Below are 24,160 nucleotides of genomic sequence, written 5' to 3' on the forward strand. Positions count from 1 at the left end.
GGTGTACTAGTGAATCTAGAACTTAAAAACTTTGAATTTAATGACAAAGAGTCCATATACCTTCAGATAATTGAATTAATAAAGAAAAGCATTGCCTTAGGAGAGCTAAAAAGTGGAGATAAACTTCCTTCAGTAAGAGAAATGTCAACAGCGCTAGGAGTTAATCCTAATACACTTCAAAGAGCTTATGGTGAGCTTGAAAGATTGGGGATAACTTACACTAAAAGAGGGATGGGGTCTTTTGTTAATGAGACTGATGACAGTGCAGATAGTCTTAAAGAGGATATGGTATATGACATAGCAAGAAAATTTCTTAAGGAAATGAAATCAATGGGAATTGAAAAAAGGGAAGCTATAAAAATAATAAAAGAGTTGGAGGAAGAATAAATGAAAAAATTATTTGGGGATGTATTTTTTTCAAATGCACTAACTAAAGTTATGATAGGATTTATTCCTATATATTTAATATGTGGAATAGTTGCTTACTTATGTAATAGCTTTGGATATATAAATTGGATTACCAATAGACCTATTGGTAATATGGAGATTGGAGCTATTACTATAGTAGCTATGCCTATGGTTATGATGTTTAAATTAGCTTTAAATATTATACCTATTTTATGTGGAGTTACATTATTTGTAATTTATATAAATACTTTTTCAGGAGAAAAAAATAAATTACAGATAATACCTAAAAGTAATAGAGAAAAATTAGTGAGAGAATTAAAACTATGGGGTATGGCTTACGGAATATATTTATTTATTACAGTAATTGGGCATTTAATATTATCACTTAGTCATATTAATATGAATTTTATCTTTGTAGTAGGAAATCTAATAATTAAATGGGCAATACCAATATTTGTAGCTTTAGCTGCTATTATTATGGATATGCAATGTAAAAATAGCTCCTTAGGAAAGTCTGCTACAGTAACATGGAATATTGTAAGTATAGTTATTGCTGCTTCCTTGATATATTTACCAATATCCTTATTAAGTGCAGTTATAGAATCTAGCATAATTATAGCAAGTATTATACTTATGGCTTTAATTTTAGAGATGTATTATATACTAAACAAGGTAAATTCTTTGAAGATAAATTAAGCAGAACTTTAAATTTATTATATGCTAGAATATATTTTTAAAAAGGAGGTGAACTTTAGTGAGCTTTTAGAATGTAAGGTCTCACTAAAGAAAATTAATGATTAAACTAACTAATATAAATAAATCTTATAAGGAAAAAAGGGTTTTAAATAATTTAAATCTTCAAATAAATAAGGGGGAAATCATAGGACTTTTAGCTCCCAATGCCGAAGGAAAAAGTACACTTTTAAAAATCATTGGTGGACATATTTCTATGGACAGTGGAGAATATACTTTCAATGGTGAAACCTTCAACCACACTCATAAAGAATTCATTGGCTATATGAATGATAGTTCTATAATACCTAGTTATTGGAGAATTAAGCATAGCATTGAATACTATAGAAATAATTTTAATACTTTTAATGAAAAAAAGTGTATGGATATACTAGAAAAGTTTAAATTGGATTTAGATAGAAAGATAAAGAGTTTATCAAAGGGAGAAAGCGAAAAATTACATTTGGCACTTTCGATTTCTGTAGAAGGCCAGTTATATATAATGGATGAACCTCTTGCTGCTATTGATTTAATTGGAAGAGATGATGTTATAAAAATGATATTAGAAAACTTTAGCTTAGATAGTAGCATAATAATAGCAAGTCATTTAGTTTCAGATATAGAGAAAATGCTAGATAGAGTAATTCTTTTAAGAGATGGAGAAATAATCGAAAATGTCTTAGTTGAAGATCTAAGAAGTAATGGAAAGTCAGTAGTATCTTTTTACAGGGAGGTTTATGGCAATGCTTAAATTTAAAAGAGATTGGCTATGGGAGCTTAAGATTATAGCTTTAGTAATAATCATAATAATGTTTTCAATTGGAGTTATAGCAATAGTTTCAATGAGCATTAATGATACCTTTGCTTATGTAATGCGTACTATTTATGAGGAATTTTCACGAACAGCAATTGGAATGCTAGGATTTGGACCCGTATGTAGTTTATTAACTATATGTCCACTTCAGTCAAAGGGAAAATCAAATCTTTCCATAGCACATCTTCCATATAGTAAAAAACAATTATTTTTTAAGGGGGTAAAGTCATGGATTAAGTTTTATCCTATTATAGTTATCATAAATATGGTGATTTTAGTTGTAATTAGTCCATATTTAGAAAGCAAGGGCTTTAAGTTTGCCTTAGAATTGGTGATAAATACTCAAATAATACATTTAGTTGCTATTGCAGTAATGCAAATTCAAGCTATTTCAGCAATAATATTTTACTTTGCAAATAAGAAGAAGTTATATGTTTTAATACCAAGTTATATTTTAATGAATATGTTGGTTATAACATTCTGTGTATTAGTAATTAGATTCTTAAATATTTATACTGCAAGAAATATTATGTGGATGCTAATATTAGCACTGTCACTTATGATTCCAAGCATTATACTTTTTATGAAGTCATGGAGAAATATAGAAAAGGTAAGTTAGCTAAAAATAGTTGGCTATTGCATAAATAGGTGTAAATACAATAATAATTATTAAGTGAATTTATTTAATAGATAACTTTACTTAATGCATTGTATTTATATATTTTAGTGCAATAGCCCTGTTGTTTTAATGGAACCCTTTTTTCTTAGCTTCTATACCACTTTCGTTTATTCCAGGTTCCTCAATAGTGGTATTAAAACTGTTTTTAGCATATTGGTGTTGAGATTTAAAACCATTAGCTAAGTAATTTTCTTTAGAGAATTCTCTTTTTTGTTTGCTTTTCATAATACATCTCTCCTTAGGCAAAAGTAATACGTTTAACTTTGGTGAAGAAGTACAATTATAGTATGGCTTTAAAATCAAAATTTATATTGTGATTTTAGTTCATTATTTTACAAGAAAAGTATTTACATATAAATAATAGATTGAATTATTTGATAATTGTGATAATATTAAAATGGAAAATATACATAATAAAGGGGGAAATATGCATAAAAGTTTTTGCAAGATTTATGGATTAAATTCATTAATTAACATAGGAGTAGGGTATATAAAGAGCTTAGTTGGATTATTTGTAATTTATTCAATATCTAAAATCTTTAATAGTGCAACTATGGGAGAAACTCATAAAATTTTAAATGAGATTCCAAAATTCATTATAATAGTAACCTTATTTACTGTGTTTAATTTTATAATGGATTTAGTAATTAATTTAAAAAGGCAAAAAAATAATAAAGCTTTCATGAGTGGTGTCTATGAAAGACTTTTAAAAATGCCTTATGAGGAAGTTGAAAAAAGAAGTTTTGGAGAGATTATTACTAGACTTGATAAGGATATGAAGGAAATAATAGAAATACTAGATATTAAAATAAGTGAACTAAGTATTTCAGTTTTAACCTTAATAACTTATGTTGTGGTCTTATTCAATATAAGTAGTTATTATAGTATAACAGTAATCTCATTAGGGCTAGGAACTTTGATAGTTCCATTTATATTAAAGAAAAAATTTGATAAGGCTATTAGTGATTATTATGTTAGTTGGGAAGCTTTAGAGAATTCCTTAATTACCACTGTTAAAGCCTTTGATTTTATAAAGCTAAACAACTTATATAAGTATTTTGAAAAGAAGTATTTTATTGTAGCGAAGGATATAGGAAGAGTTTCAATAAATTTAGACAAAACTGTACATATGCAAGATGGACTAAAGGTTTTTGTTGAGAACTTGGGTAATGTAATAGGTTTTGCTATAATAGGATTTTTATTATATAAAGATGTAATAGGTTTTGGACAAGTTATAATTTGCGTATTTTTAGGTAAAGAAGTTTTAAGGCTATTGAATGATGTATTCAATGAATATAGCAGTATACAAAAATATAAGATATGCAAAAATAGAGTTTATGAGATTTTAAATAGTGAGGAAAAAGAAGAGGGAGTGACTTTAAAATCCATAGAAACTATAGAATTTGAAGATGTTATATTTAGCTATGAAAAGGAAAATAAAGTTATTCAAAGGGTAAATTTTATTATAAATAATGGGGATAAGGTTTTAATAGAGGGGGAGAATGGTGCTGGAAAGTCCACTCTACTTAAGCTTATATTAAATTTATATAAGGATTTCAGTGGAAGTATAAAAATAAATGATTTAAATATAGAAGAGATAAACAAAGAGTCATATAAAAATCGTATAAGATATGTATCTCAAAATCAATGTTTTATATTAGAAAATGTTATGGATAATTTAATGTTATTTAATGATGATATTGAAGTTATAAAAGCATATTTAGAAGCATTTCAGTTATCTTTTCATGAAATTAAAGATAAACCATATTATGAATTATCAGGTGGTCAAAAGCAGAAAGTCTGTATAATTAGAGCCTTAATTGGGGAGTTTGATGTGCTTATATTAGATGAACCAAGTAATTTCTTAGATTATAAATCCATTGAAATATTAAAAAACATAATTAAGGAACTTGATAAGACTGTAATAGTGATAAGTCATGATTCTTCATTTAAAGAAGTACTTGAAAAAAGGTTCTTAATTCAAGAGGGAGCTGTACAAATGGAGGATTTAAAAATATGAATTTAAAAGAAAAAAGCAGTATTTTTGAGTTTGTAAAGAAGTTTTATAGCACAATAGTTATTTATATAATTGCTCAAAGTATAGGTAAGTATATAAGCATATACATGGTTAATGTAGTTGGTAATGTGACCAATGCTTTAATTGATAGAAATTTTATTTATTTGAAAAGTAATATAAGTGAATTTTTAATTTTGCTTTTAATAGTTTCCTTTGTAGTACCAGCAATTTTATTTTTGTCTTCAAAGGGATATGATAAACTTATCATGAACTTTAGTATTCTATCATATAGTAAATTTTTAAAACAAAAAAGAGGAATATTAGATCAATATGATGAGGGAGAAATTATATATAGGATACCAGAGGATGAAGTATCATACACAGGGGGAATTTATACTTTACTAGGTGATGGAAGTATAGTCATCTTCGTTATAATTCAAAGCTTTTATATAATGAGTACTATCCACATTAAGTTTGCAGTTATTTGTATGATTTTAAGTACAATACCTATTTTGTTAGTTAAGTACTTTGATAAGAAGATAGAAGATTTATATAGTAAGGAACAGGACTCTTTAAGTAAGATATCTAATATGGAAAGAAGTATTATAGAAAATTTTAGCTTTGTAAGAAGCCATTCTTTAAATAATAAAGTTATAAGTAGCATAGGAGAACAATATGATAGCTATTATGATATCTATAAAAATCAAACATTTATTATTAAGGCATTAGAAAATTTTAAGGATATTTTTTCTATAGTGTGTGAAGTTTTAATATACATAATAGGAAGTTATTATGTTAGTTCCAATCAATTAAATATAGGTAATGTTGTGAAATTTTTTGGACTATCAATTATATTAAAGGATAATGCAAAGTTATTTTCTAAGGTTTTAGCTAACTATTTTAGATTAAAAGCTGCCACAACAAGATATGTTGAATGGACTGGAAATGAGGAGAGCTTTGGGGATAAGCAACTTAAGGAAATAAATTCCATAAGCTTTGAAAAGCTTAGCTTTAAGTATGAGGATAAAGCTGTTATAGAGAACTTTACTTATAAGATAAATAAGGGTGATAAAGTACTTATTGAAGGGAAAAATGGAAGTGGAAAAAGTACTTTAATAAAACTTTTAACAGGATTATATAGTGAATATACTGGTGATATCTGTGTAAATGATTTAAATCTTAGCGAAATTGATATAAATGAATTTAGAAGTCATATATCAGTAGTTACTCAAAATCCTTTTTTATTAAATTTAAGTGTAATTGATAATATAAAAACTTGTTATAGAGTGGATAAAGGTGATAATATAGAAGATATATTAAAGGAATTGGATTTATATAGTATAAAAGACAAAATTGTAGGTGAAAACGGAGAACATTTATCAGGTGGACAAAGACAGAAGGTAGCACTAGCAAGAGCTTTGGTTGCAAAGTCTGACCTTATAATTTTAGATGAACCAGATAATGCACTTGATAAGAATGCTCAAGACTATATAATAAAAAAGTTCAGTAATGAAGAAAGTATTATTATGGTTATCAGTCACAATAATAAATGGAGAGAAGAATTTAAAAATAAAAGTATTGTATTAAAATAATTTCAAACAATAGTTCTTAAGGAGAAATTAATAATAATATAAATGCTTTCGTAATAATTTATTAAGAATTTAATGGTATAATAGCATAGAAATAGAGAAAAAAAGTATAATAGTCTTAAATTTTTAATCTTCTTACTTTATAGGATGAACTTGAAACTTAGATTTAAGTTGAAACTAAGTGTATAAAGATAGGTAGCATAAGGTTTAGACATAATATAGAGGGGGATGACTTTGAAAGTTAATTGGAATACTAAATATACAACTATAGCTGTATATATGCTTATAGTTATTTGTTGTAGCATAGCCTTTTATTTGGTAGCTTCAGATTTAACCATATTTACAAGTAAATTAAACTTGATTATAACTACATTACAGCCCTTTATTATAGGTTTTATTATGGCTTATTTATTAAACTTCGTACTAAATTTTTATGAGAATCGTTTATTAAGCCATAAATCCTTTGATAAAGTTAAGCCAAAGGGAAAACGTGCATTAGGTATGTTTATTACTTATGTTACTACTTTTGTAGTATTGTATTTATTTATGCATTTTGTTTTACCACAATTAGTGGATAGTATAGTTGGGTTAGCAAATGATGTTCCTTATTATGTAAAGGATCTTACAGAGGTTGCTAATGACTTAATGAATAAATTTAACATTGATAATCAGTACTATGATTTAGCACTTAATAAATGGAATGAGTTTTTAAATTATGTTATTAGATTCGCAACGGATTTACTTCCTGTTGTGGGGAATGTAGTTAAGGGAATTGCATCTAGCATTTGGAATATAGTACTTGGACTAATTATATCTATATATTTATTAATGGATAAAGAAAAGTTCTATGGATTAGGTAAAAAACTTACTTATGGTATTTTCAATAAAAGATGGGCAGATAAAATATTAGAATTAACACATAGAAGTAATGATACTTTTGGTAAATTCTTAAGTGGAAAGATTTTAGATTCATTCATTATAGGAGTTCTTACATTCTTTATATTAACAGTTTGTAAGATGCCATATACTTTACTTATATCTGTTATAATAGGAATAACCAATATAATTCCATTCTTTGGACCATTCTTTGGTGCTATTCCGTCCTTTATAATAATTTTATTTGTATCACCAATTAAAGCTTTATGGTTCCTACTTATTATATTAATAATCCAACAAATAGATGGAAATATAATAGGACCTAAGATTTTAGGTGACTCTATAGGAATTTCAGCTTTCTGGATTTTATTCTCATTATTAGTTGCAGGTAAATTCTTAGGTTTAATGGGAATGATAATAGGAGTGCCATTATTTGCTTTAGTGTATTCAATAATAAAAGAAATAATTGAAGAGCAACTAGAGAAAAAGAACCTCCCAAAGGATACCAATAATTATATGTAAATATAAATGTTAATTTGAATTTTAGAAAACAGTCTTAAGGACTGTTTTCTTTATTTTTGCAGTAAGTACTTTAGATATCTCTATAGTGATAGGTGAAACTAGTATGTTTAATTAGTTAATTATGTTAATGATATATAATACATAATTAGACATCATTAAGAAAACTATTATAGTTAGTTAGATAGTTAACTATACATGCAGTAGAAGGAGTATCAAGATTACTAAAAACAATAAGTAAACTTGAGTAAGGTAGAATTGTATCTGCTTTGTTATTGAATAGGGTAGTAAGATAAAGATATTAGAATATAAAGGTAAATTATATAGCTAATAAAATTTTGAAATTTATATAAAATAATTTTTAAAAATAATTAAATAATAATTTTTATTGTTTAACTTTAAATGTCTAGTATCCTCGTAAACATTGAAATATCAAGGTTTATGAGGATTTTATTAGAAAAAATATATTCAAATAAATGTATTTAGTTCAAAAAATATGCTTTGACATTGTTAAAATTCAGGAATATAATAAACAATGAACAAGGTTCAATTGTTAAAAAAAAATTAAAAATAAGGAGAAAACGATCATGAAAAAGTTAATTAATCTTTCTTTTATTTATGGAATTTTAGCGATGATAAGTGGAGTTTTTTATAGAGAATTTACAAAATTTAACGACTTTACAGGGAGAACAAGTCTTTCTTTTACACATACACATTTATTTGTATTAGGGATGTTCTTTTTCCTTATAGTTCTTTTAGTGGACAAAGAGTTTAAGCTTAGAGAACATAAAAACTTCAATAAATTTTTAGTTGTTTATAATTTTGGATTAATTGTAACAGCAATAACCTTTGTATGGAGAGGTGTTACTGAGGTTTTAAAAATACAATTATCCTCAGCACTTACAGCATCTATTTCAGGGATAGCTGGTATAGGACATTTATTTATAGCTATTGGTGTTATAATGTTTTTCTTAATATTAAAGAAAAGTGTAGAGAAAGTTGAAGCATAGGAGATGATTATATGGAAGAAAAGATGAGTTTAATAGAAAAATATTCACCAAAGGTTTCTAAAAGAGTATTACTTTTATTAGCAGGTATTGTTTGGGGTTTTGCTGGATATAATATCTTAAGACTTGGTATTCCAGATATGATAAGTAATTGGCATACTCCAATAATTAACTTAATCTTTGCTTTAGTTATATTTGGTTTGTTTTTTAAATTTGTATTCTTCAAGATGTTCAAAAAGCATAATAAGAGAATAAATTCTTATGTTAAGTCAAAAATTTGTGCTTTTGCTTTCTTTGATGCTAAGGGTTATTTAATTATGGCTTTTATGATTACTTTTGGAGTATTACTTAGAAAGTCAGGCATAGTAAACCCACTTTATTTAGGTACTTTTTATGTAGGTTTAGGATCATCACTAGCAGGAGCAGGGGTATGTTTCCTAGTAGCATATATTAAAAAAATAATGAAAACTGAAGAAATAAATGAGGATATACCTAATGGAGAGATAACTGAAGAATTAATGAGATAAAGTAATTAATTGGAATTAATTTTAAGTATTATGAAGATATATCATTAAAATATGCAGTATATAATTATGAAAGTTATATGTTATATTTTTGATTTTAGAATAAGTATTTGTTAAATTAATATTTTAATGGAAAAAGTATAATAGTGATATTTTAAGCGGCTGGCGCATTAAAATAAATATGACAACACATGATATTTGTGAGTAATTTACAAAGAAAATGTGTTGTTAATTTATTGATGTGGCAGCCTTTTTTATATATAAATTTACACTGTGAAATGAGTAACTTTACAGGAAGAGTGATTTATGAAATAGAGGCATAGTGAAAAAAATTAAAATTTTAATGTAAATTAAGTTGACAATATACTTAAACACATATATAGTTAATTACATAAGTAATGAACCAAACAAGTTGGAAGTGAATATAGTAAAATTACAAGAAGAATTAAACTCAAAACTTTATAAGTTTCATTAAAAAACAATAACTTTGCTTTGGTTATAGATAAGTTGAAGAATATAAATAAAACTAAAGAAAGCTGTTTATATACTTCGAGAATTATTAAGAGATTAAGGTGAAGTATTATCATAATAAAAAATATGAGTTCAAAGTAAGACAAGTGCTTTATGAGATTCAAGAAAGGAGGCAGCCTATGAAACTAAATTTAAATGAGGATAGTCCTATATACATGCAGATAGCTCAAGCAATTGAGGACAATATTTTAAAAGGAATTTTTGAGGAAGAAGAAATGATACCTTCAACTACAGAGATATCAGTGCAGTATAAGATTAATCCAGCGACTGTTGCTAAGGGGTTTAAGCTTCTTGTAGATGATGAGATAATTTACAAAAAGAGAGGTGTAGGTATGTTTGTTGCAGTGGGGAGCAAAGGTAAATTAGTTGAAAAGAGAAAAGATAGTTTTTATAAAAATTATGTTGTGTCTTTAATAGAGGAAGCAAAGAAATTAGATATTTCAACGGAAGATATTGTAGATATGATTAAGAGGGGGAAGTAGTATATGGCACTAATAAAGATTTCTAACCTTAGCAAAGCCTATGGGGATGAGTATGCATTAAAGGATTTATCTTTAACAATTGAAGAAAATAAGATTTATGGTTTACTTGGGAGAAATGGGGCAGGTAAAACTACACTTTTAAATCTTATTACAAATAGAATATTTCCTACAGAAGGAAAGGTAACTATAGATGGAATAGATGTAGCAAGCAACGAAGAAATAGTTGATAAAATATACTTTATGACGGAAAAGGACTTATACCCTGATAGTATGAGAGTAAATGAGCTTTTCAAGTGGACGAAGAGCTTCTATCCTAATTTTGATATGGAGTATGCTTTAGAGCTTTCAAAGAAGTTTGGAATTAATATAAAAAAGAAGTTTAAGGAATTATCAACAGGATATTCTTCCATAAGTAAGATCATAGTTACCTTAGCATCTGGGGCTGAAGTTTTAATTTTTGATGAACCAGTTTTAGGACTAGATGCACATCATAGAGAGTTTTTTTATAAAGAGTTAATTAGAAATTATACAGAGGAGCCAAAGACAATTATTCTTTCAACTCATATTATCGAAGAGATTTCAAGTATTTTAGAAGGGGTAATTATTGTTAAGGACAAAAACATTTTAAAGAATGATGATGTGGAGAACATTTTAAGTAATAGTTATACTGTATCAGGCTTAAGCAAAAAGGTAGATGAGTATATTAAAGATAAAAATTGCATTAATGTAGAATCCATGGCTAATTTTAAAGCAGCTACTATTATGGAGAAGTTAAGCAAAGAAGAAAAGGAATTAATAAGTAAATTAGAATTAGAAGTTTCTAAGGTAGAGCTTCAAAAGCTATTTATATATTTAACTGGAGAGGAGGAGTGTAAATAATGAAAAGTCTTAAAGTAGCTAAATATAATATTGAAGGTTGCATAAAACCAGTTGTTATTTTTTATACTGTAATGTTAAGTTTACTTGTTGTTATGACTGGTGTTAATGTAATAGAAAATGGAAGTATAAGAAACTCAGCAATAGATGTAGCAACAGTAATATTTTTATTTATTGCAGGAATAAGCACCTTTAAGGAAACATTCTACTTTTCACAAGCTAACAATATTTCAAGAAAGGACTATTTTAAGGGTATAGTTATGCATGCATTTCCCTTAGCAGCAGTATGTTCTATTATGGACATTATAATAAATAGACTATTTAATTTAATGAGTACATGTCCAAGCAGCTATGATATGCTATATGGTACTTTTTCAAATTTAGGTTTTAATACATGGGTACAAAGTAGTGATGTAGTAACACTATTTAAAACATTTTTATTTCAATTTTCATTATATACTTTAATAGTTTTAATAGGATTATTTGTAGGGGTCATGTATTACAGATGTAATAAAAAATTAAGAGTAGTAATATCAGTGGTACCAATAGCTATTATAATGGCATTCAATGCAATTGCACTTAGTTATCCAGAACTTCAGATGAGAGTTATAGAGGTTATAGACAAGATATTTGGAATTAGTACACAAAACGTATACTCAGCTATTATTACCTTTATATGTGGTATTTTAATACTAATAGTGCTTTTATATGTATTAATTAGAAAAGCTGTTATAAAAGAAAGATAAAAAATAATTATCTAATTTAAAGTTAATATATATGTTATAATAAAAAATCTTCGCTGTATTTGTAATTAAAATTCATTGTGGAATAAATGCAGCTACTCTTAGGAGTATAGAATATTAATTAAAACTTATATAAGAATATTAAAGAAAATTCATTAATATGAAGTGATTATAAAAAAATAAAATTACTAAGTAAAAATAGGCTGTTAAATTAAGAAAAATTCATAGAATATATTTATACAATATAAAGTTTTAAGGTATATATATTCTGTGAAAAACCCTTAGTATAACAGCTATTTTAAGTTTAAAATGATATTTCAAATATAAATATTATGTTAAATTATTATTGACAATGCAACATTTATGTTGTTAAATGTAAGAGAACGAAATAGGTGTATATATTTACTTAATAGGGAATTTAGTTTATGCTAAAGCTGCCCCAGCAACTGTAAATGATTACGAGCTAGTGTATGCCACTGTATTTTACGGGAAGGTTCTAGTGAGGTTTGAGTCATAAGCCAGGAGATCTGCCTATTTTGCAACTGCTCTTTCTGGGGAAAGATACATTTGTAATTGAATAAATTATTATGAGATTTATAAGCATGCTTATATTGTATAAATTATGAGTTATATTGTATTATAAGTTTATATAAGCATGCCCGCAGCCTTAAAATTATAGTAATGACTTAACTAGCAAACCTTAACAAGTTTATAGTTAGGTTTATAATGTATAATATATAAATCTAATAAACAATTACAGTGTAATCAAAATGATCCCTAGAATAGATATTAAGTTTAATATCTATTTTTTTATTGTCTAAAATCAAGAAGGGAGAATGATTTATGAAAAGAACAATGAGAAATTCAAGAAAGATGTTTTCGATTCTTGTAGCATTATGCTTTGTTTTAAACATAATTATGCCTAATGCAGCATTTGCTCAGGAATTACTTACAGCTGAAAATAGTGTTACTGTTTCAGTTGAGAGAAGAGTTTTAGGAGAAGAGGACATACTTGCTCCTATGAAGATTAAAATAACACCAGGGGAAAAAGCATCAAGTGTTATTGATAGAGCATTTAAGGAAAGTGGAATAGAATATAAAAGTACAGGAACCATAGAAAATGGATTTTATCTTGCACAGGTAAAGGATCCAAAGAGTGGTGAATGGATAAAAGAATTCCAACATGGCATTATGAGTGGATGGATGTATAGAGTAAATGGACAATCTCCTAATGTGGGAGCATCACAATACAATTTAAATCCAGGAGATGTTGTAAGAATTAATTATACAGCTAAGGATTTCGGAGATGACATAATAGCTGTTGATAAAATTTTTGCAGTAAGAGAAAAGCTTCAAGAAGCAGAGAAAATTTCTAAGGACAAATACACTGAAGAAAGCTTTAATAAGCTTCAAGGTGAAATAACTAGAATCAAATCAGAACTTCCAAGTAACGTGGAAATCGGAGAAATGATGTCAGATACAATAGGTGATGGTAAATGTGATACTATAGCCTATGGTAAAAAAATGGACAATTTTTTAAAGGCTTTAGAAAAAGCAATTGCAGAGCTTCAAGAAAAGCCAGTAGAACCAACAATAAATCCAGAGTTTAGCATTGACTTATTTAATAACTGGGATAATGTTAATTTTGAGACATCAGAACAACCTAATACTGTATATTTACAAGAAGGACAAAAATCAATAGGGGCTAAAATAGTTAGACTTTCAGACAGTAATAAACCTGTTAAGTTTAATGGAGTTGAATTACCTATTGTAGATAAAAATGCATTAGTAGAAATTAAACCAGGAATACAAACTATATCATTAATGAGATGGGGAAGAACATATGAATTCTCTATACCTTGTAAGACTTTACCTTATACAATAGAAGGTGATACTACACCAGGTGGAACAGTTACTATTAACTTTAAAGGTGGAGTTGAAGAGGGATTAAAAAACACTGCAGCTCATAAGTTAGAAGAAACTACTTTAGAATTTAGCACTAATATTCCAGGACTTAAAAAAGTAACTTCAGAAACTTTAAGTGGTGCACCAGTAGATAGAGAAAAATTATCAAAGGTAACTTTTACAATTCCTAAGGATACAGAAGTTGGGGAATATGAATTAACTAATGGAGGAGTATCTCAAACTTGGGGTGGGACTTCCTATGGTAACGATTTTTTTAAAGGAAAGTTCTCAGTACTTCCTAATATTAAATTAAATGTAACTCCAAAGATGGATTTAAGCAAAGCTTATGATATAGACTTAAGCACATGGACTAAATTTGATAAAGTATACTCTTTAGAAGACAATATACTTTTAAAATTGAACAATGTTAATGTTTCTTCAAAGGTTTTAGTAAATGGAGAAGCTATAAATCCAATAGAAAATTTATATGCTGTTAAATTACCAGTAGGTGATAATACAGTAACAGTTGATGGAAAAGACTATAAGGTATTTGTTAAAAAGGTTACTTATAGAATAGTTAATGAAAATGCTATAATACCAGGTTCAGAGGTTCAAGTTGTATTTGATGGTTTAGAAGAAGCTTTCTTATATATTCCAAGTGAGTATAATCCTAATAATATAAAAACAGTTTATAGCACTGATTTATCAGGTGTAGATAAAATTGAATCAGAAAAGGCTGGAAGCTTTACAACTGTAGATCGTGAAAAATTAAATACTGTAAAATTTACAGTACCAAAGGACGCTAAGGTTGGAACTTATACTATGTTTGATGGAGCTATTTATCAATCATGGTGGGGAATGAATATAAACGGAAAGAGTGAGAGAAACTTCTCAATACTTCCAAAGGTACAATTTAAAGTTAGAGAAGGAATACCAGAGGATAAAGAAGCACCACAAATTTCAACAACTTTAAATGATAATACAACAGTTTCAAAGGAAAGATTAAACTTTAAGGTTATTATAAGCGATAATGTAGATACATCTATAATACCAACTGTTAAATTAAACAATGAAATTATAGAAGGAAATACAACTGGAGAATACAACGTACTTTTAAATGAAGGCGAAAATAAAATTGAAATAGAAGCAATTGATGCAGCTGGTAATAAAGCTAATAAAGTATACACAATTAACTATAAAGTTAAGTTAAGAGAAGGAGCAAGTATAATATTAGATACTTTAGATTTAGCTCTTAACAGTGGGGATACTCATCAGATAATAGCTGTTGATGCACCAGATGCAAGATCAAGTGAAGATGAAGATACAGCTAAAATGACTTATAGCGTTGTAACTGGACAAGATGTTGTTAAAGTAAACAAAACAGGATTAGTTACAGCATTAAAAGCAGGTTCAGCAGAAATAAGTGTTAGATACCCAGGATTAGAAACTTCAGCTATAATACATGTTCATGTAAAAGGTGAAAATGAAGCAAATGGTCCTAAAATTACAACATCAATAAAAGAAACAAAGTATGATACTTTATATTACTCAGGAAATAATTATGATTATAACTTCACAGTAGATGCAGAAGGTAGTGACGTAACTGTAAGCTTTAATAATTCAGAATTATCAAAGGACAGTAATGGAAAATACAATGCTAAACTTACTGAAGGATATAACTTAATTAAAGTAAAAGCTACAAAGGGTGAAGCGACAACTTATGAAACTTATAATTTAAGAGCTAAAAAAGCTTCTGTTGATATAGAAAACTTAACAAATCCTGGACAACCTATAGTTCAAGGAAATGAAGTTAAAATTAGTCTTAAGGGAATAGAAACACCAGTTCCAAAGTTCTTAAGAGTTTATAACCCTAAGAGAACAAGAGTAGAATATAAAACAGATATTCCAGGAGCTACAAATATATTTGGTAATCCAACACAATATAATGTAGCTACAGATAATGCTATAATATTTACAGCAAGTAAAGCAGGTACATTTAACTTTACAGGTGGAAATATAGAAGAAGCTTGGTGGGGAGACGACTTATTCAGTGAAAGAGATATAAGCGGAGAAGGACCAAATATGTCAGCATCAGTTAAACAAGGTAACTTCTCAAAACTACCAGACTTCCAATTAGAAGTTAAAGAAAACAAAGACTATACAAATAAATATAGTGTAGAAATATTAAATAAAGAACCTATTAAGGCAGGAGATGAGGTTACATTATCAATAAAAAATCTTGATATGCCAAACACTGGTTCAGGAGCAGTAATTCAAGCTTACACAGTATTTAACACTGATATTAAGGGCTTAGATGAAATACAATCTGAAGATGCAGCAAGCGATGCAAGCAAACTTCAAAGTATTAAATTTACAATTCCAAAGGATACTAAGGCAGGTATTTACACCATTACAAATGGTAGAGTATTTAAAGAATGGCAAAAAAGTGTTCTTTATTCTGACTCTGAATTCTATAAAGGTGAACTGCCAGTTATTAAACTAGAAGTAACTGAAGATAAGGTTGAAGTGGTTAACCCAGCTATGACAGTAGAAGAGGGAATAAAATCTTCTATTAATTGGGCTTTAGAAAATATGAAAAACCCAACATTAGGTAGTGAATGGTACATGCTAGGTTTATCAAGAACAGATTACTACTCAAATAAAGAGTATGTAAATAAGTACTATGCAAACTTAGTAGAAGCAGTTAAAAAGTATGAAGGAAACATTAGTCCTAATAAATACACAGAGTACTCAAGAGTTATAATAGCTTTAACATCTATAGGAAAAGATCCTACAAATGTGGGAGGATACAATCTTGTAGAAAAACTATATGACTTTGATAAAGTATCAAAACAAGGAATTAATGGAGTTATATTTGCATTAATAGCCTTAGATACAAAGAATTATGCAATACCAGAAGATGCAAGTAACTCAAGAGAGAAAATGATAACTAGAATATTAAACTCTCAACTTGAAGATGGTGGTTTCAACTTATCAGGTAAAGAAGGCGATGTATATGTAACTGCAATGGCACTTCAGGCCTTAGCAAAATATAAGGATGAAGAAAAGGTAGCACAAAGCATAGAGAGAGCCTTAGACTTTTTATCAAAAGCACAATTAGAAAATGGTGGATTTGAAAGTTATGGAACTGAAAATGTTGAATCAGTAGCACAAACATTAGTTGCATTAACAGCTTTAGGAATAGATCCTAAGGACAGAAGATTTGTTAAAAATGGAAACTGGCTAGTATCAAATATTATGACTTTTGCAGCTGAAAATGGTGGATTTAAACACAGTAAAGATGAAACAGAAGCAAATGGCATGGCAACAGAACAAGTACTTTACAGCTTAGTAGCATATGAAAGATTCTTAAATAACAAGACTAGTTTATATGACATGAGCGATGTAAAACTAGATACTACAGAACCAGGTACAGATGACAACAACGGAAATGATAATAACAATGGCAACGACAATAATGGAAATGACAACAATAATAACGGAAACAATAACAATGGAAATGACAACAATAGCAACGATGGAAATGATACTAATAAACCAGGTACAAATGATGGAGTAAATCCACCAAGTGATAACAATAACAGTGGTACACAAAACACAGATAAGGTTGAAACAGGGGATACAAATACTTTAGATATTCAATTAAATGCTATTTTAATGGTAGCAGCAATATGCACTATAGCATTTGTAGCAACAAGAAAAAGAACTGCTAAAAAAGCAAAATAATTATAGTAACACAATATATAATGAAGCAAAATAATAAATAAAGTAAGACAACAAGCTTTACTTTATTTATTAAGATTAAATAACAGTACGCGTAAATAAAAGCTGAAAATTAATTTAAATAACCAAATAACTTAACCATGCATAACTAGGATAAAACTTAGAAGTGCATGGTTTTTTTTGATTTATAAAAGATATAGTTAGAGAATTAATTGAAAATGCTCTAACATACAAGGTATAATTTAATTGATAGCTTAAAATAAGTAAAAACAATGTAGTTTATTTAAAGTTGAGTTATATATTCATATGAGTTGATGATTCTAAGTAAGTTATGAAGAAATAAGTTAAATAAGGCTATGATACAAGTCACATAATAAAGTAATAAGTTATATAAGAAAAAGGTTAAGTGAATAAATTTACATAAAAAGAGGAGGATAATAAGATTCTTAGAACTAAGTAAAATTAAGTTTTAATTTAAGCTAGAATTTTATTTTCATATGAAATAAAATCTTAAGTTTAAAGAAAGTTTAAAAATTAGCTAATAGAAATCTTATTAAGGCAAAAATATGAATGGGGATATTAATATTTTAGTAGTTGAAGATGATTTAGATATAAATACTTTACTTTGCAGTATATTAAGTAAAGAGGGGTATAGAGTAAGAAGTGCTTACTCTGGTACAGAAGCTAAAATGTGTATAGAGCAATATAATTATGAACTATTATTGCTTGATCTAATGTTACCAGGGGCAACGGGAGAAGAACTTATAGAAGAAATAAGAAAGATAAAAGTAATGCCTATCATAGTTATATCAGCTAAGACATCACAGGAAGATAAAATAAAAGTATTAAAGATGGGAGCTGATGACTTTATATGTAAGCCCTTTGACATAAATGAAGTATTAGCTAGAGTTGAGGTGCAATTAAGAAGAAGTACGCAATTTACTAAGGTAAACAGTTCAAATAGTAAATTAAAACATAAAAATATAATTTTAGATAAAGATAGTAGGCAAGTTTTCATAAATAATAAAGAGATTTCATTAACAGCAAGAGAATATTCAATTTTAGAATTATTTATGGAAAATCCTAAAAAGGTATTTACAAAGGCAAACCTTTTTGAGTCAGTATGGGGAAGCGAATTTTTAGGGGATGACAATACCGTAAATGTTCATATGAGTAACCTTCGTTCTAAAATCTCAAAGGTAGATGAAAAGGAAGAATATATACAAACAGTTTGGGGAATAGGCTTCAAATTAAAGGACTAATAAAAATAATCTTTCAAAAATATCATTAATTGATAACATTTACTCGCCACATGAATATTATATAAGTATGGTATTACAAGGTCATAAACTAAGCTTTTAAAATATAAAGCAAATAGTTTAAGAAAGCTAAATCAAATCTTGTTATATAAATGAATCTAGGTTTTAGATTCAGCTTATAAGTGGGGAGGACTGTTAATGAATATTTTAGGAATAGTTATGAAAATAAAAGAGAAGATGAATGATCCCGTTTTTGCAAAAAGATTTAAAAAATCATCACAGGTTGTAACAAGCATACCAGGATTACAACAAGAAGTAATGAGAATATTACAAATAAGTGATGAAAAACAAAGAGATGCAGCTATAGCTAAATTACCAAAGGAAGCTAAAGAAGCTGTTATGGACATAATATCCTTATTAAACTCTTAGTTATTAATAAATAAAGTAGGAAACTTAAAGTATAAAAAGCAGCTCTAGGAGTACCTAGAGTTGTTTTTTTATACCTTATTAAGGTATCGGCAAAATACTGGTATTCTTTTTAAAAGGAGCATTTCAAGAAGAAACAGTGGAATCTCTTGGAACTTCTATTTGTAGAAATATACTCTGAAATAAATTGGAATATTAAAAGTGAATCTTTATATAATAAATTTTTGAACTTATATGTATGGAGGGTACGCATTGTGGTATAAGAGTCTGATATATATAATGCAATTTTATAGTATAATTAAGAAATAACAAAGAAAACTAAGGAGCAATTATGAAGATTTTATTAATTGAAGATGATACAAAACTAAAAGAGTATATTAGTGAATATTTAGAGGCTTATGATTTTAAGGTTAGAGCAATAGATGATTTTAATAATGTTATGAATATAGTTGAACAAACAAATCCTAACTTAATAATACTAGATATAAATCTGCCAAAGTTTGATGGTTTCTATTATTTAAGACTTATTAGGAAAAAATATAAAACACCAGTAATTATACTGTCTGCAAGAAGTGATGAAGGAGAACAAATAAGGGGAATGGAATTAGGTGCAGATGATTATGTAACAAAGCCTTTTGTAATTGGAATATTGATTGCAAAGATAAATGCATTACTAAGAAGAACTAATGAGTATGTTGACATGAAATATAGCAATGAGGAAAATAAGAATGATTATAAAGAGGAAATAAGTTTAATTCATGAGAGTATGAAACTTAAATATAAAGATAAGGTTATTGAGCTTACAAAAAATGAATATAAAATACTTAATATTCTATTAAGCAATACAGGAAAAGTAGTAACAAGAGAGGAAATGTTAGAAGTTTTATGGGATGACACAGTATTTGTTGATGATAATACTTTAACTGTAAATATGACTAGAGTTAAGAAAAAATTAAATGATTTAGGTATTGAAAATGCAATTGTAACTAAACGAGGAGTAGGCTATGTATTTAATGGAATTAATAATTAAAGTAGCTAAGGTAAAGCGTAGAGAACTAACAACTCTTATATTAAATGCATTAATCATAATTACATTCTATTATCTATTATTTGAAAATAGTGAAATTATATATCCATTAATGTTAAGTGCATTTATAATTATTATTTACTTTATTGTTGAAATTTTTAAGTATAATGTATTTAAAACTAAGTTAGAAGATAGTAGGGTTAGTCCCAATTATCAAAGTAATAGTTTAAGTTCTAATGAAGAGGAGATTTTAGAGATAATCAGTAGTATTCACAAGGAGTATTTAAGTAGAATAGATAGTTTAAAGCAGGAAAGAGATGAAAGGGAGCAATTATTTTCACAGTGGATTCATAATATGAAAACATCTATAACTGTAATAGACTTAGCTTGTAATAAGGATGAATTAACAAAGGGAAATAATAAGTATATTGAAGATATAAAAGAGGAAAATGGAATTCTTAAAAAAAATTTAGATGAGTGCCTAAATGTATTAAGATTAGATGACTTTTCAAGAGATTACATAACAACATCTTGCAATTTGAAGGAAATAATAAACACTGTAGTTAACTCAAAAAAGAGAGATTTCATATATAAGGGTGTATTTCCAATGGTTAGTATAAATGATGATGTTAATATTTATACTGATAGAAAATGGTGTATATATATGCTAGAGCAAGTTATTACGAATGCTATAAAATATTCTGAAAGTAAAGATGGGAATAAAATAGAAATCTGTGCAGTTAGAAGATGTGAAGAAGTTGAACTTATAATTAAAGATAAGGGTATAGGAATTAGTAAAGAAGATTTACCAAGAGTATTTGAACCCTTTTTTACAGGGAATAATGGTAGAAAGGAAAGAAGTTCAACTGGCATAGGGCTTTATATGGTTAAGATAATAGCTAAGAAGTTGGGACATAGCATTAGTTTATCCTCACAAGTAGGAAAGTGTACAGAGTTTAAGATATTATTTAAAGACATAAACCTTTCAGGACTGTAAGGTTGTGTAAGGTAAATCAATTAGAAAATCTAAAACTATGCTTTATACTTATATTTAAGAAGTGTTCAGAATAAAAGAATGCTTAAAAGTAATATAAGCGAGGTAAGAAGAAATGGAGATTTTAAATATTGAAAATTTAACTAAGGTATATAGTTCTTTTAAAGGAGCTAAGGAAGTTAATGCTTTAGGGGGAATAAATTTAACTGTTAATAAAGGTGAGTTTGTTGGGATAATGGGTCCTAGTGGAAGCGGTAAGACTACTTTACTTAATATCCTTTCAGGAGTAGATAGAGGTACTTCAGGAAAGATTATTATAAGCAATAAAGATGTTAGTAAAATGAAAAAAGATGAATTAGCTTTATTTAGAAGAAAAAATATTGGATACATATTTCAAGATTTTAATCTTTTAGATAGCTTAACACTTGAAGAGAATATTTCTTTACCATTAATTTTAGATAAAAAAAATCCCAAAGAAATTGAAAAGAGTGTAAATAACTTAATGAATTTCTTTAATATTTTAGATTTAAGGAAAAAATATCCTTATCATATTTCAGGGGGACAAAAGCAAAGAGTAGCAGCAGCTAGAGCTTTAGTTAATGATCCAGCTATAATTTTTGCTGATGAACCTACAGGAAATTTAGATTCGAAGTCAGCTAATAACATAATGACTACAATAAGTAAAATGAATGATGAAATTAATAGTACAGTACTTATGGTAACTCATGATTCATTTGCAGCTTCCTTTTGTAAAAGAATTGTATTCATAAAAGATGGTAAGATAAAAATGGAAATAGCATCAGATGGGGATAGAAAGAAATTTTTTGATAAAATACTTGAAGTTCAAAGTGTTATAGGAGGAGAAAACTAATGACTTTTTCTTCTATAGTACGAAAAAACTTTATGTATAATTTTAATAAGTATATATCATTTTATTTTGTAAACTCATTAATTACTACAATGCTTTTTATGTATGGTAGCTTAAGTTATAATCCAGCTATATTAGCTGACATAGGAAAGACTTCTTTATATGAAACAGTTAACATGGCACTTTTAGGAATAATATTATTTTCAATAGTATTTATTACATACACAAATATATCATTTCTTAAAAATAGAGGAAAAGAATTTGGAATGTATTTGACATTAGGAATGACAACAAAGGACTTAACTAAATTAATATTAGTTGAGAACTTAGGAGTAATGGTAGCTTCAGTAGTAACAGGAATATTAAGTGGAGCTTTATTTGGTAGATTATTTTATATGGGGTTAAATAAAATTTTAACTGGGACAAATATTCCTTATGAACTAAATTACAAGAGCTTTTTATTAAGTGGAGGAATCTTCACATTAATATTTATATGTAATTTTATTTTTAATGTAATTTATATAAAAAGAGTGTCCATTATTGATGTTATAAAGGCAGAGAAGAAAAAGGAAGTTGGAAAATCAAATATATTGCTTGGAGCAGTTTCATTAATATTATTAATAATAGCCCTATATTGTTTACCGAAAACAATGTTAAAAGAAATATTTAAAGAGCAATCTTATATGATTGGGGTATTTGTGGTTATAATTATGATTTCTCCATATTTGATAATAGGCTCATTTATTTCTATATTTAAGAAAATACTGAGCAAGTTTCCTGAAATTTACAATAAGAATTTGTTAATATTATCTAATTTATCACATAGATTTTTAGCATATAAAAATCTTTTATATGTACTTTCATTACTGATAGCTGGAGCAATGTTCTTTGTTGGATATAGTTATTCACTTTATACATCTAGTAGAGAGTATGTAAATAATGATAATCCATTTGAGATAATGTTTGTAGAAAGTGATAAGTATAATAAAGTAGATAAAGAAAATCTTGAGCAATCAATAAATAGTGCTAATGGCAAAGTGGAAAATTATAGTGTATTAGAATTTATAGAGGTACCTTCATTTAGAGAAAATGAAGGTAAGTTAAGATTATGGACAGATAAACAATCTGTAATAAGTGAATCAAACTACAACAAGCATATGAGAACTAAAGAGGATATTAAAACTAATGAAGCTATATATATAACAGTGGCTAATGAGAGATTAGAATTTAAACATCCAGCAACAATCTTAACAAATCTTACAGAAGAAAGATTAGATGAGGTTAGAAAAGCAGCAGTAGACCATAACTATTCAGTAGATAGAGAAAACTTAGATAGTATTATTGGAAATAATTTTAAATTGAGAATAGAAGAGAATAGTATTAAAGAATATAAAAATGTTAAGTTTACAAACTTTAGATATGGAGGAGAATATAACTCAGGTACTGCACTAGTTATTGATGATAAAGATTATGATGTATTAAAAAATAATTTCACAGAAAAATCTATAAAAAAATTACATTTGATAAATGTAAAGAATAAGGATATAGCATTCAATGAATTGATAAGATATTTAAAAGATGCAAATAGATTAGACAATACTTATTGGAAAGAAGGAAATCTTTGGGGTGGAAAGATAACGGATGATGAAAGAGGAACTACAGAAGCATATAGACCTATTTATAGAGAAGAAATTATTAGAATGCAGCTTGATAACAATGGCATAATGTTATTTACAATGATATTTATAGGAGTATTATTTGTTATTGCTAATGGAGTAGTATTATATTATAAAGCATGTTCTGATATAAGGGATGATAAGGAAAGAATTATATCATTAAATAGAATTGGAATTTTACAAAGAGAAGTAAAGTCAATGATTAGTAAGGAATTAGCTATAACGTTTTTCATTCCAATAATTCTTGGGGGGAGCCTAGGAATGTATTTCTTATATATAATGGTATCAAATTCTGGAATGACAAAATTGCTTATTGGCAAAGCCTCAATAGTACTTCTAATTGGGACTATTATTCAAATATTATTATATCTAATTAGTTTAAGAAAATATTTTAAGGAAGTCTCAGAATAAATAAAAAAGATAAACTCTTACTTATAATTAAAATAGGTAAGAGTTTATCTTTT

Annotated in this window: 20 protein-coding genes and 1 riboswitch; of the genes, 19 read left to right on the top strand and 1 reads right to left on the bottom strand. The window is 27.3% G+C overall.

Annotated features, from left to right (window positions below; all coding sequences use genetic code 11):
* Window positions 1-9 precede the first annotated feature (9 nt).
* The 4 genes from BUA48_RS05410 (at window position 10) to BUA48_RS05425 (ending at window position 2,573) form a co-directional block, all read left to right on the top strand.
* Window positions 10-387 carry a GntR family transcriptional regulator gene (locus BUA48_RS05410; RefSeq protein ID WP_072830876.1) on the top strand — a complete coding sequence of 126 codons (378 nt, stop codon included), beginning with the start codon at window positions 10-12 and terminating at the stop codon, window positions 385-387.
* A complete protein-coding gene (locus BUA48_RS05415; RefSeq protein ID WP_072830878.1) occupies window positions 388-1,104 on the top strand; it encodes a hypothetical protein in 717 nt (238 codons plus the stop codon).
* Between the two features lie 97 nt (window positions 1,105-1,201).
* On the top strand, window positions 1,202-1,891 hold the full coding sequence (locus BUA48_RS05420; protein ID WP_072830880.1) for an ATP-binding cassette domain-containing protein: 690 nt from the start codon (window positions 1,202-1,204) through the stop codon (window positions 1,889-1,891).
* A complete protein-coding gene (locus BUA48_RS05425) occupies window positions 1,884-2,573 on the top strand; it encodes a hypothetical protein (RefSeq protein WP_072830882.1) in 690 nt (229 codons plus the stop codon). Before BUA48_RS05420 ends, BUA48_RS05425 begins: the two co-directional genes overlap by 8 nt.
* Before the next feature lie 126 nt (window positions 2,574-2,699).
* On the opposite strand, the gene BUA48_RS15545 is transcribed toward BUA48_RS05425, so the two are convergent.
* The gene (locus BUA48_RS15545) at window positions 2,700-2,858 is read right to left on the bottom strand and encodes a hypothetical protein (protein WP_178138951.1); all 159 of its coding nucleotides are present in this window, start codon (window positions 2,856-2,858) and stop codon (window positions 2,700-2,702) included.
* A 202-nt stretch (window positions 2,859-3,060) separates the two neighbouring features.
* On the opposite strand from BUA48_RS15545, the gene BUA48_RS05430 reads away from it, so the two are divergent.
* The 15 genes from BUA48_RS05430 (at window position 3,061) to BUA48_RS05500 (ending at window position 24,107) form a co-directional block, all read left to right on the top strand.
* Window positions 3,061-4,653, top strand: coding sequence for an ATP-binding cassette domain-containing protein (locus BUA48_RS05430; RefSeq protein ID WP_072830884.1), 1,593 nt, complete (start codon window positions 3,061-3,063; stop codon window positions 4,651-4,653).
* On the top strand, window positions 4,650-6,242 hold the full coding sequence (locus BUA48_RS05435) for an ATP-binding cassette domain-containing protein (RefSeq protein WP_072830886.1): 1,593 nt from the start codon (window positions 4,650-4,652) through the stop codon (window positions 6,240-6,242). Before BUA48_RS05430 ends, BUA48_RS05435 begins: the two co-directional genes overlap by 4 nt.
* Window positions 6,243-6,473: 231 nt before the next feature.
* The gene (locus BUA48_RS05440; RefSeq protein WP_072830888.1) at window positions 6,474-7,637 is read left to right on the top strand and encodes an AI-2E family transporter; all 1,164 of its coding nucleotides are present in this window, start codon (window positions 6,474-6,476) and stop codon (window positions 7,635-7,637) included.
* Between the two features lie 584 nt (window positions 7,638-8,221).
* Window positions 8,222-8,644, top strand: a complete 423-nt coding sequence (locus BUA48_RS05445) for a DUF2871 domain-containing protein (RefSeq protein WP_072830890.1) — start codon at window positions 8,222-8,224, stop codon at window positions 8,642-8,644.
* 11 nt (window positions 8,645-8,655) lie between these two features.
* Complete coding sequence (locus BUA48_RS05450; RefSeq protein ID WP_242944303.1) at window positions 8,656-9,168, top strand: hypothetical protein; 513 nt, start codon at window positions 8,656-8,658, stop codon at window positions 9,166-9,168.
* A gap of 647 nt (window positions 9,169-9,815) precedes the next feature.
* The gene (locus BUA48_RS05455; RefSeq protein ID WP_072830892.1) at window positions 9,816-10,178 is read left to right on the top strand and encodes a GntR family transcriptional regulator; all 363 of its coding nucleotides are present in this window, start codon (window positions 9,816-9,818) and stop codon (window positions 10,176-10,178) included.
* Window positions 10,179-10,181: 3 nt separating this feature from the next.
* Window positions 10,182-11,057: an ATP-binding cassette domain-containing protein gene (locus tag BUA48_RS05460; protein WP_072830894.1), complete on the top strand. Its 876-nt coding sequence runs from the start codon at window positions 10,182-10,184 to the stop codon at window positions 11,055-11,057.
* Window positions 11,057-11,800, top strand: coding sequence for a hypothetical protein (locus BUA48_RS05465; RefSeq protein ID WP_072830896.1), 744 nt, complete (start codon window positions 11,057-11,059; stop codon window positions 11,798-11,800). The genes BUA48_RS05460 and BUA48_RS05465 overlap by 1 nt, the downstream gene beginning before the upstream one ends.
* A 370-nt stretch (window positions 11,801-12,170) precedes the next feature.
* Window positions 12,171-12,346: riboswitch (cobalamin riboswitch) on the top strand.
* 294 nt (window positions 12,347-12,640) lie between these two features.
* Window positions 12,641-17,449, top strand: a complete 4,809-nt coding sequence (locus BUA48_RS05470; RefSeq protein ID WP_072830898.1) for a DUF4430 domain-containing protein — start codon at window positions 12,641-12,643, stop codon at window positions 17,447-17,449.
* 563 nt (window positions 17,450-18,012) lie between these two features.
* Window positions 18,013-18,708 carry a response regulator transcription factor gene (locus BUA48_RS05475; protein ID WP_072830900.1) on the top strand — a complete coding sequence of 232 codons (696 nt, stop codon included), beginning with the start codon at window positions 18,013-18,015 and terminating at the stop codon, window positions 18,706-18,708.
* Window positions 18,709-18,903: 195 nt separating this feature from the next.
* Window positions 18,904-19,134, top strand: coding sequence for a hypothetical protein (locus BUA48_RS05480; RefSeq protein ID WP_072830902.1), 231 nt, complete (start codon window positions 18,904-18,906; stop codon window positions 19,132-19,134).
* Window positions 19,135-19,462: 328 nt separating this feature from the next.
* On the top strand, window positions 19,463-20,161 hold the full coding sequence (locus BUA48_RS05485; RefSeq protein WP_084666102.1) for a response regulator transcription factor: 699 nt from the start codon (window positions 19,463-19,465) through the stop codon (window positions 20,159-20,161).
* The gene (locus BUA48_RS05490) at window positions 20,136-21,155 is read left to right on the top strand and encodes a sensor histidine kinase (RefSeq protein WP_072830906.1); all 1,020 of its coding nucleotides are present in this window, start codon (window positions 20,136-20,138) and stop codon (window positions 21,153-21,155) included. Before BUA48_RS05485 ends, BUA48_RS05490 begins: the two co-directional genes overlap by 26 nt.
* A gap of 112 nt (window positions 21,156-21,267) precedes the next feature.
* Window positions 21,268-22,023, top strand: a complete 756-nt coding sequence (locus BUA48_RS05495; RefSeq protein WP_072830908.1) for an ABC transporter ATP-binding protein — start codon at window positions 21,268-21,270, stop codon at window positions 22,021-22,023.
* Window positions 22,023-24,107, top strand: a complete 2,085-nt coding sequence (locus BUA48_RS05500; protein WP_072830910.1) for an ABC transporter permease — start codon at window positions 22,023-22,025, stop codon at window positions 24,105-24,107. The genes BUA48_RS05495 and BUA48_RS05500 overlap by 1 nt, the downstream gene beginning before the upstream one ends.
* The last annotated feature ends 53 nt before the right edge of the window (window positions 24,108-24,160 follow it).

This window comes from Clostridium collagenovorans DSM 3089 (genome assembly GCF_900130005.1).
Classification (GTDB): Bacteria; Bacillota; Clostridia; order Clostridiales; family Clostridiaceae; genus Clostridium_D; species Clostridium_D collagenovorans.

What these genes read in the sequence shown, in the direction of transcription:
- BUA48_RS05415 (WP_072830878.1), top strand. Translation starts at nt 388, where the DNA reads ATGAAAAAATTATTTGGGGATGTATTTTTTTCAAATGCACTAACTAAA.
- BUA48_RS05420 (WP_072830880.1), top strand. Translation starts at nt 1,202, where the DNA reads ATGATTAAACTAACTAATATAAATAAATCTTATAAGGAAAAAAGGGTT.
- BUA48_RS05425 (WP_072830882.1), top strand. Translation starts at nt 1,884, where the DNA reads ATGCTTAAATTTAAAAGAGATTGGCTATGGGAGCTTAAGATTATAGCT.
- BUA48_RS15545 (WP_178138951.1), bottom strand. Translation starts at nt 2,858, where the DNA reads ATGAAAAGCAAACAAAAAAGAGAATTCTCTAAAGAAAATTACTTAGCT.
- BUA48_RS05430 (WP_072830884.1), top strand. Translation starts at nt 3,061, where the DNA reads ATGCATAAAAGTTTTTGCAAGATTTATGGATTAAATTCATTAATTAAC.
- BUA48_RS05435 (WP_072830886.1), top strand. Translation starts at nt 4,650, where the DNA reads ATGAATTTAAAAGAAAAAAGCAGTATTTTTGAGTTTGTAAAGAAGTTT.
- BUA48_RS05445 (WP_072830890.1), top strand. Translation starts at nt 8,222, where the DNA reads ATGAAAAAGTTAATTAATCTTTCTTTTATTTATGGAATTTTAGCGATG.
- BUA48_RS05450 (WP_242944303.1), top strand. Translation starts at nt 8,656, where the DNA reads ATGGAAGAAAAGATGAGTTTAATAGAAAAATATTCACCAAAGGTTTCT.
- BUA48_RS05455 (WP_072830892.1), top strand. Translation starts at nt 9,816, where the DNA reads ATGAAACTAAATTTAAATGAGGATAGTCCTATATACATGCAGATAGCT.
- BUA48_RS05460 (WP_072830894.1), top strand. Translation starts at nt 10,182, where the DNA reads ATGGCACTAATAAAGATTTCTAACCTTAGCAAAGCCTATGGGGATGAG.
- BUA48_RS05465 (WP_072830896.1), top strand. Translation starts at nt 11,057, where the DNA reads ATGAAAAGTCTTAAAGTAGCTAAATATAATATTGAAGGTTGCATAAAA.
- BUA48_RS05470 (WP_072830898.1), top strand. Translation starts at nt 12,641, where the DNA reads ATGAAAAGAACAATGAGAAATTCAAGAAAGATGTTTTCGATTCTTGTA.
- BUA48_RS05475 (WP_072830900.1), top strand. Translation starts at nt 18,013, where the DNA reads ATGAATGGGGATATTAATATTTTAGTAGTTGAAGATGATTTAGATATA.
- BUA48_RS05480 (WP_072830902.1), top strand. Translation starts at nt 18,904, where the DNA reads ATGAATATTTTAGGAATAGTTATGAAAATAAAAGAGAAGATGAATGAT.
- BUA48_RS05485 (WP_084666102.1), top strand. Translation starts at nt 19,463, where the DNA reads ATGAAGATTTTATTAATTGAAGATGATACAAAACTAAAAGAGTATATT.
- BUA48_RS05490 (WP_072830906.1), top strand. Translation starts at nt 20,136, where the DNA reads ATGTATTTAATGGAATTAATAATTAAAGTAGCTAAGGTAAAGCGTAGA.
- BUA48_RS05495 (WP_072830908.1), top strand. Translation starts at nt 21,268, where the DNA reads ATGGAGATTTTAAATATTGAAAATTTAACTAAGGTATATAGTTCTTTT.
- BUA48_RS05500 (WP_072830910.1), top strand. Translation starts at nt 22,023, where the DNA reads ATGACTTTTTCTTCTATAGTACGAAAAAACTTTATGTATAATTTTAAT.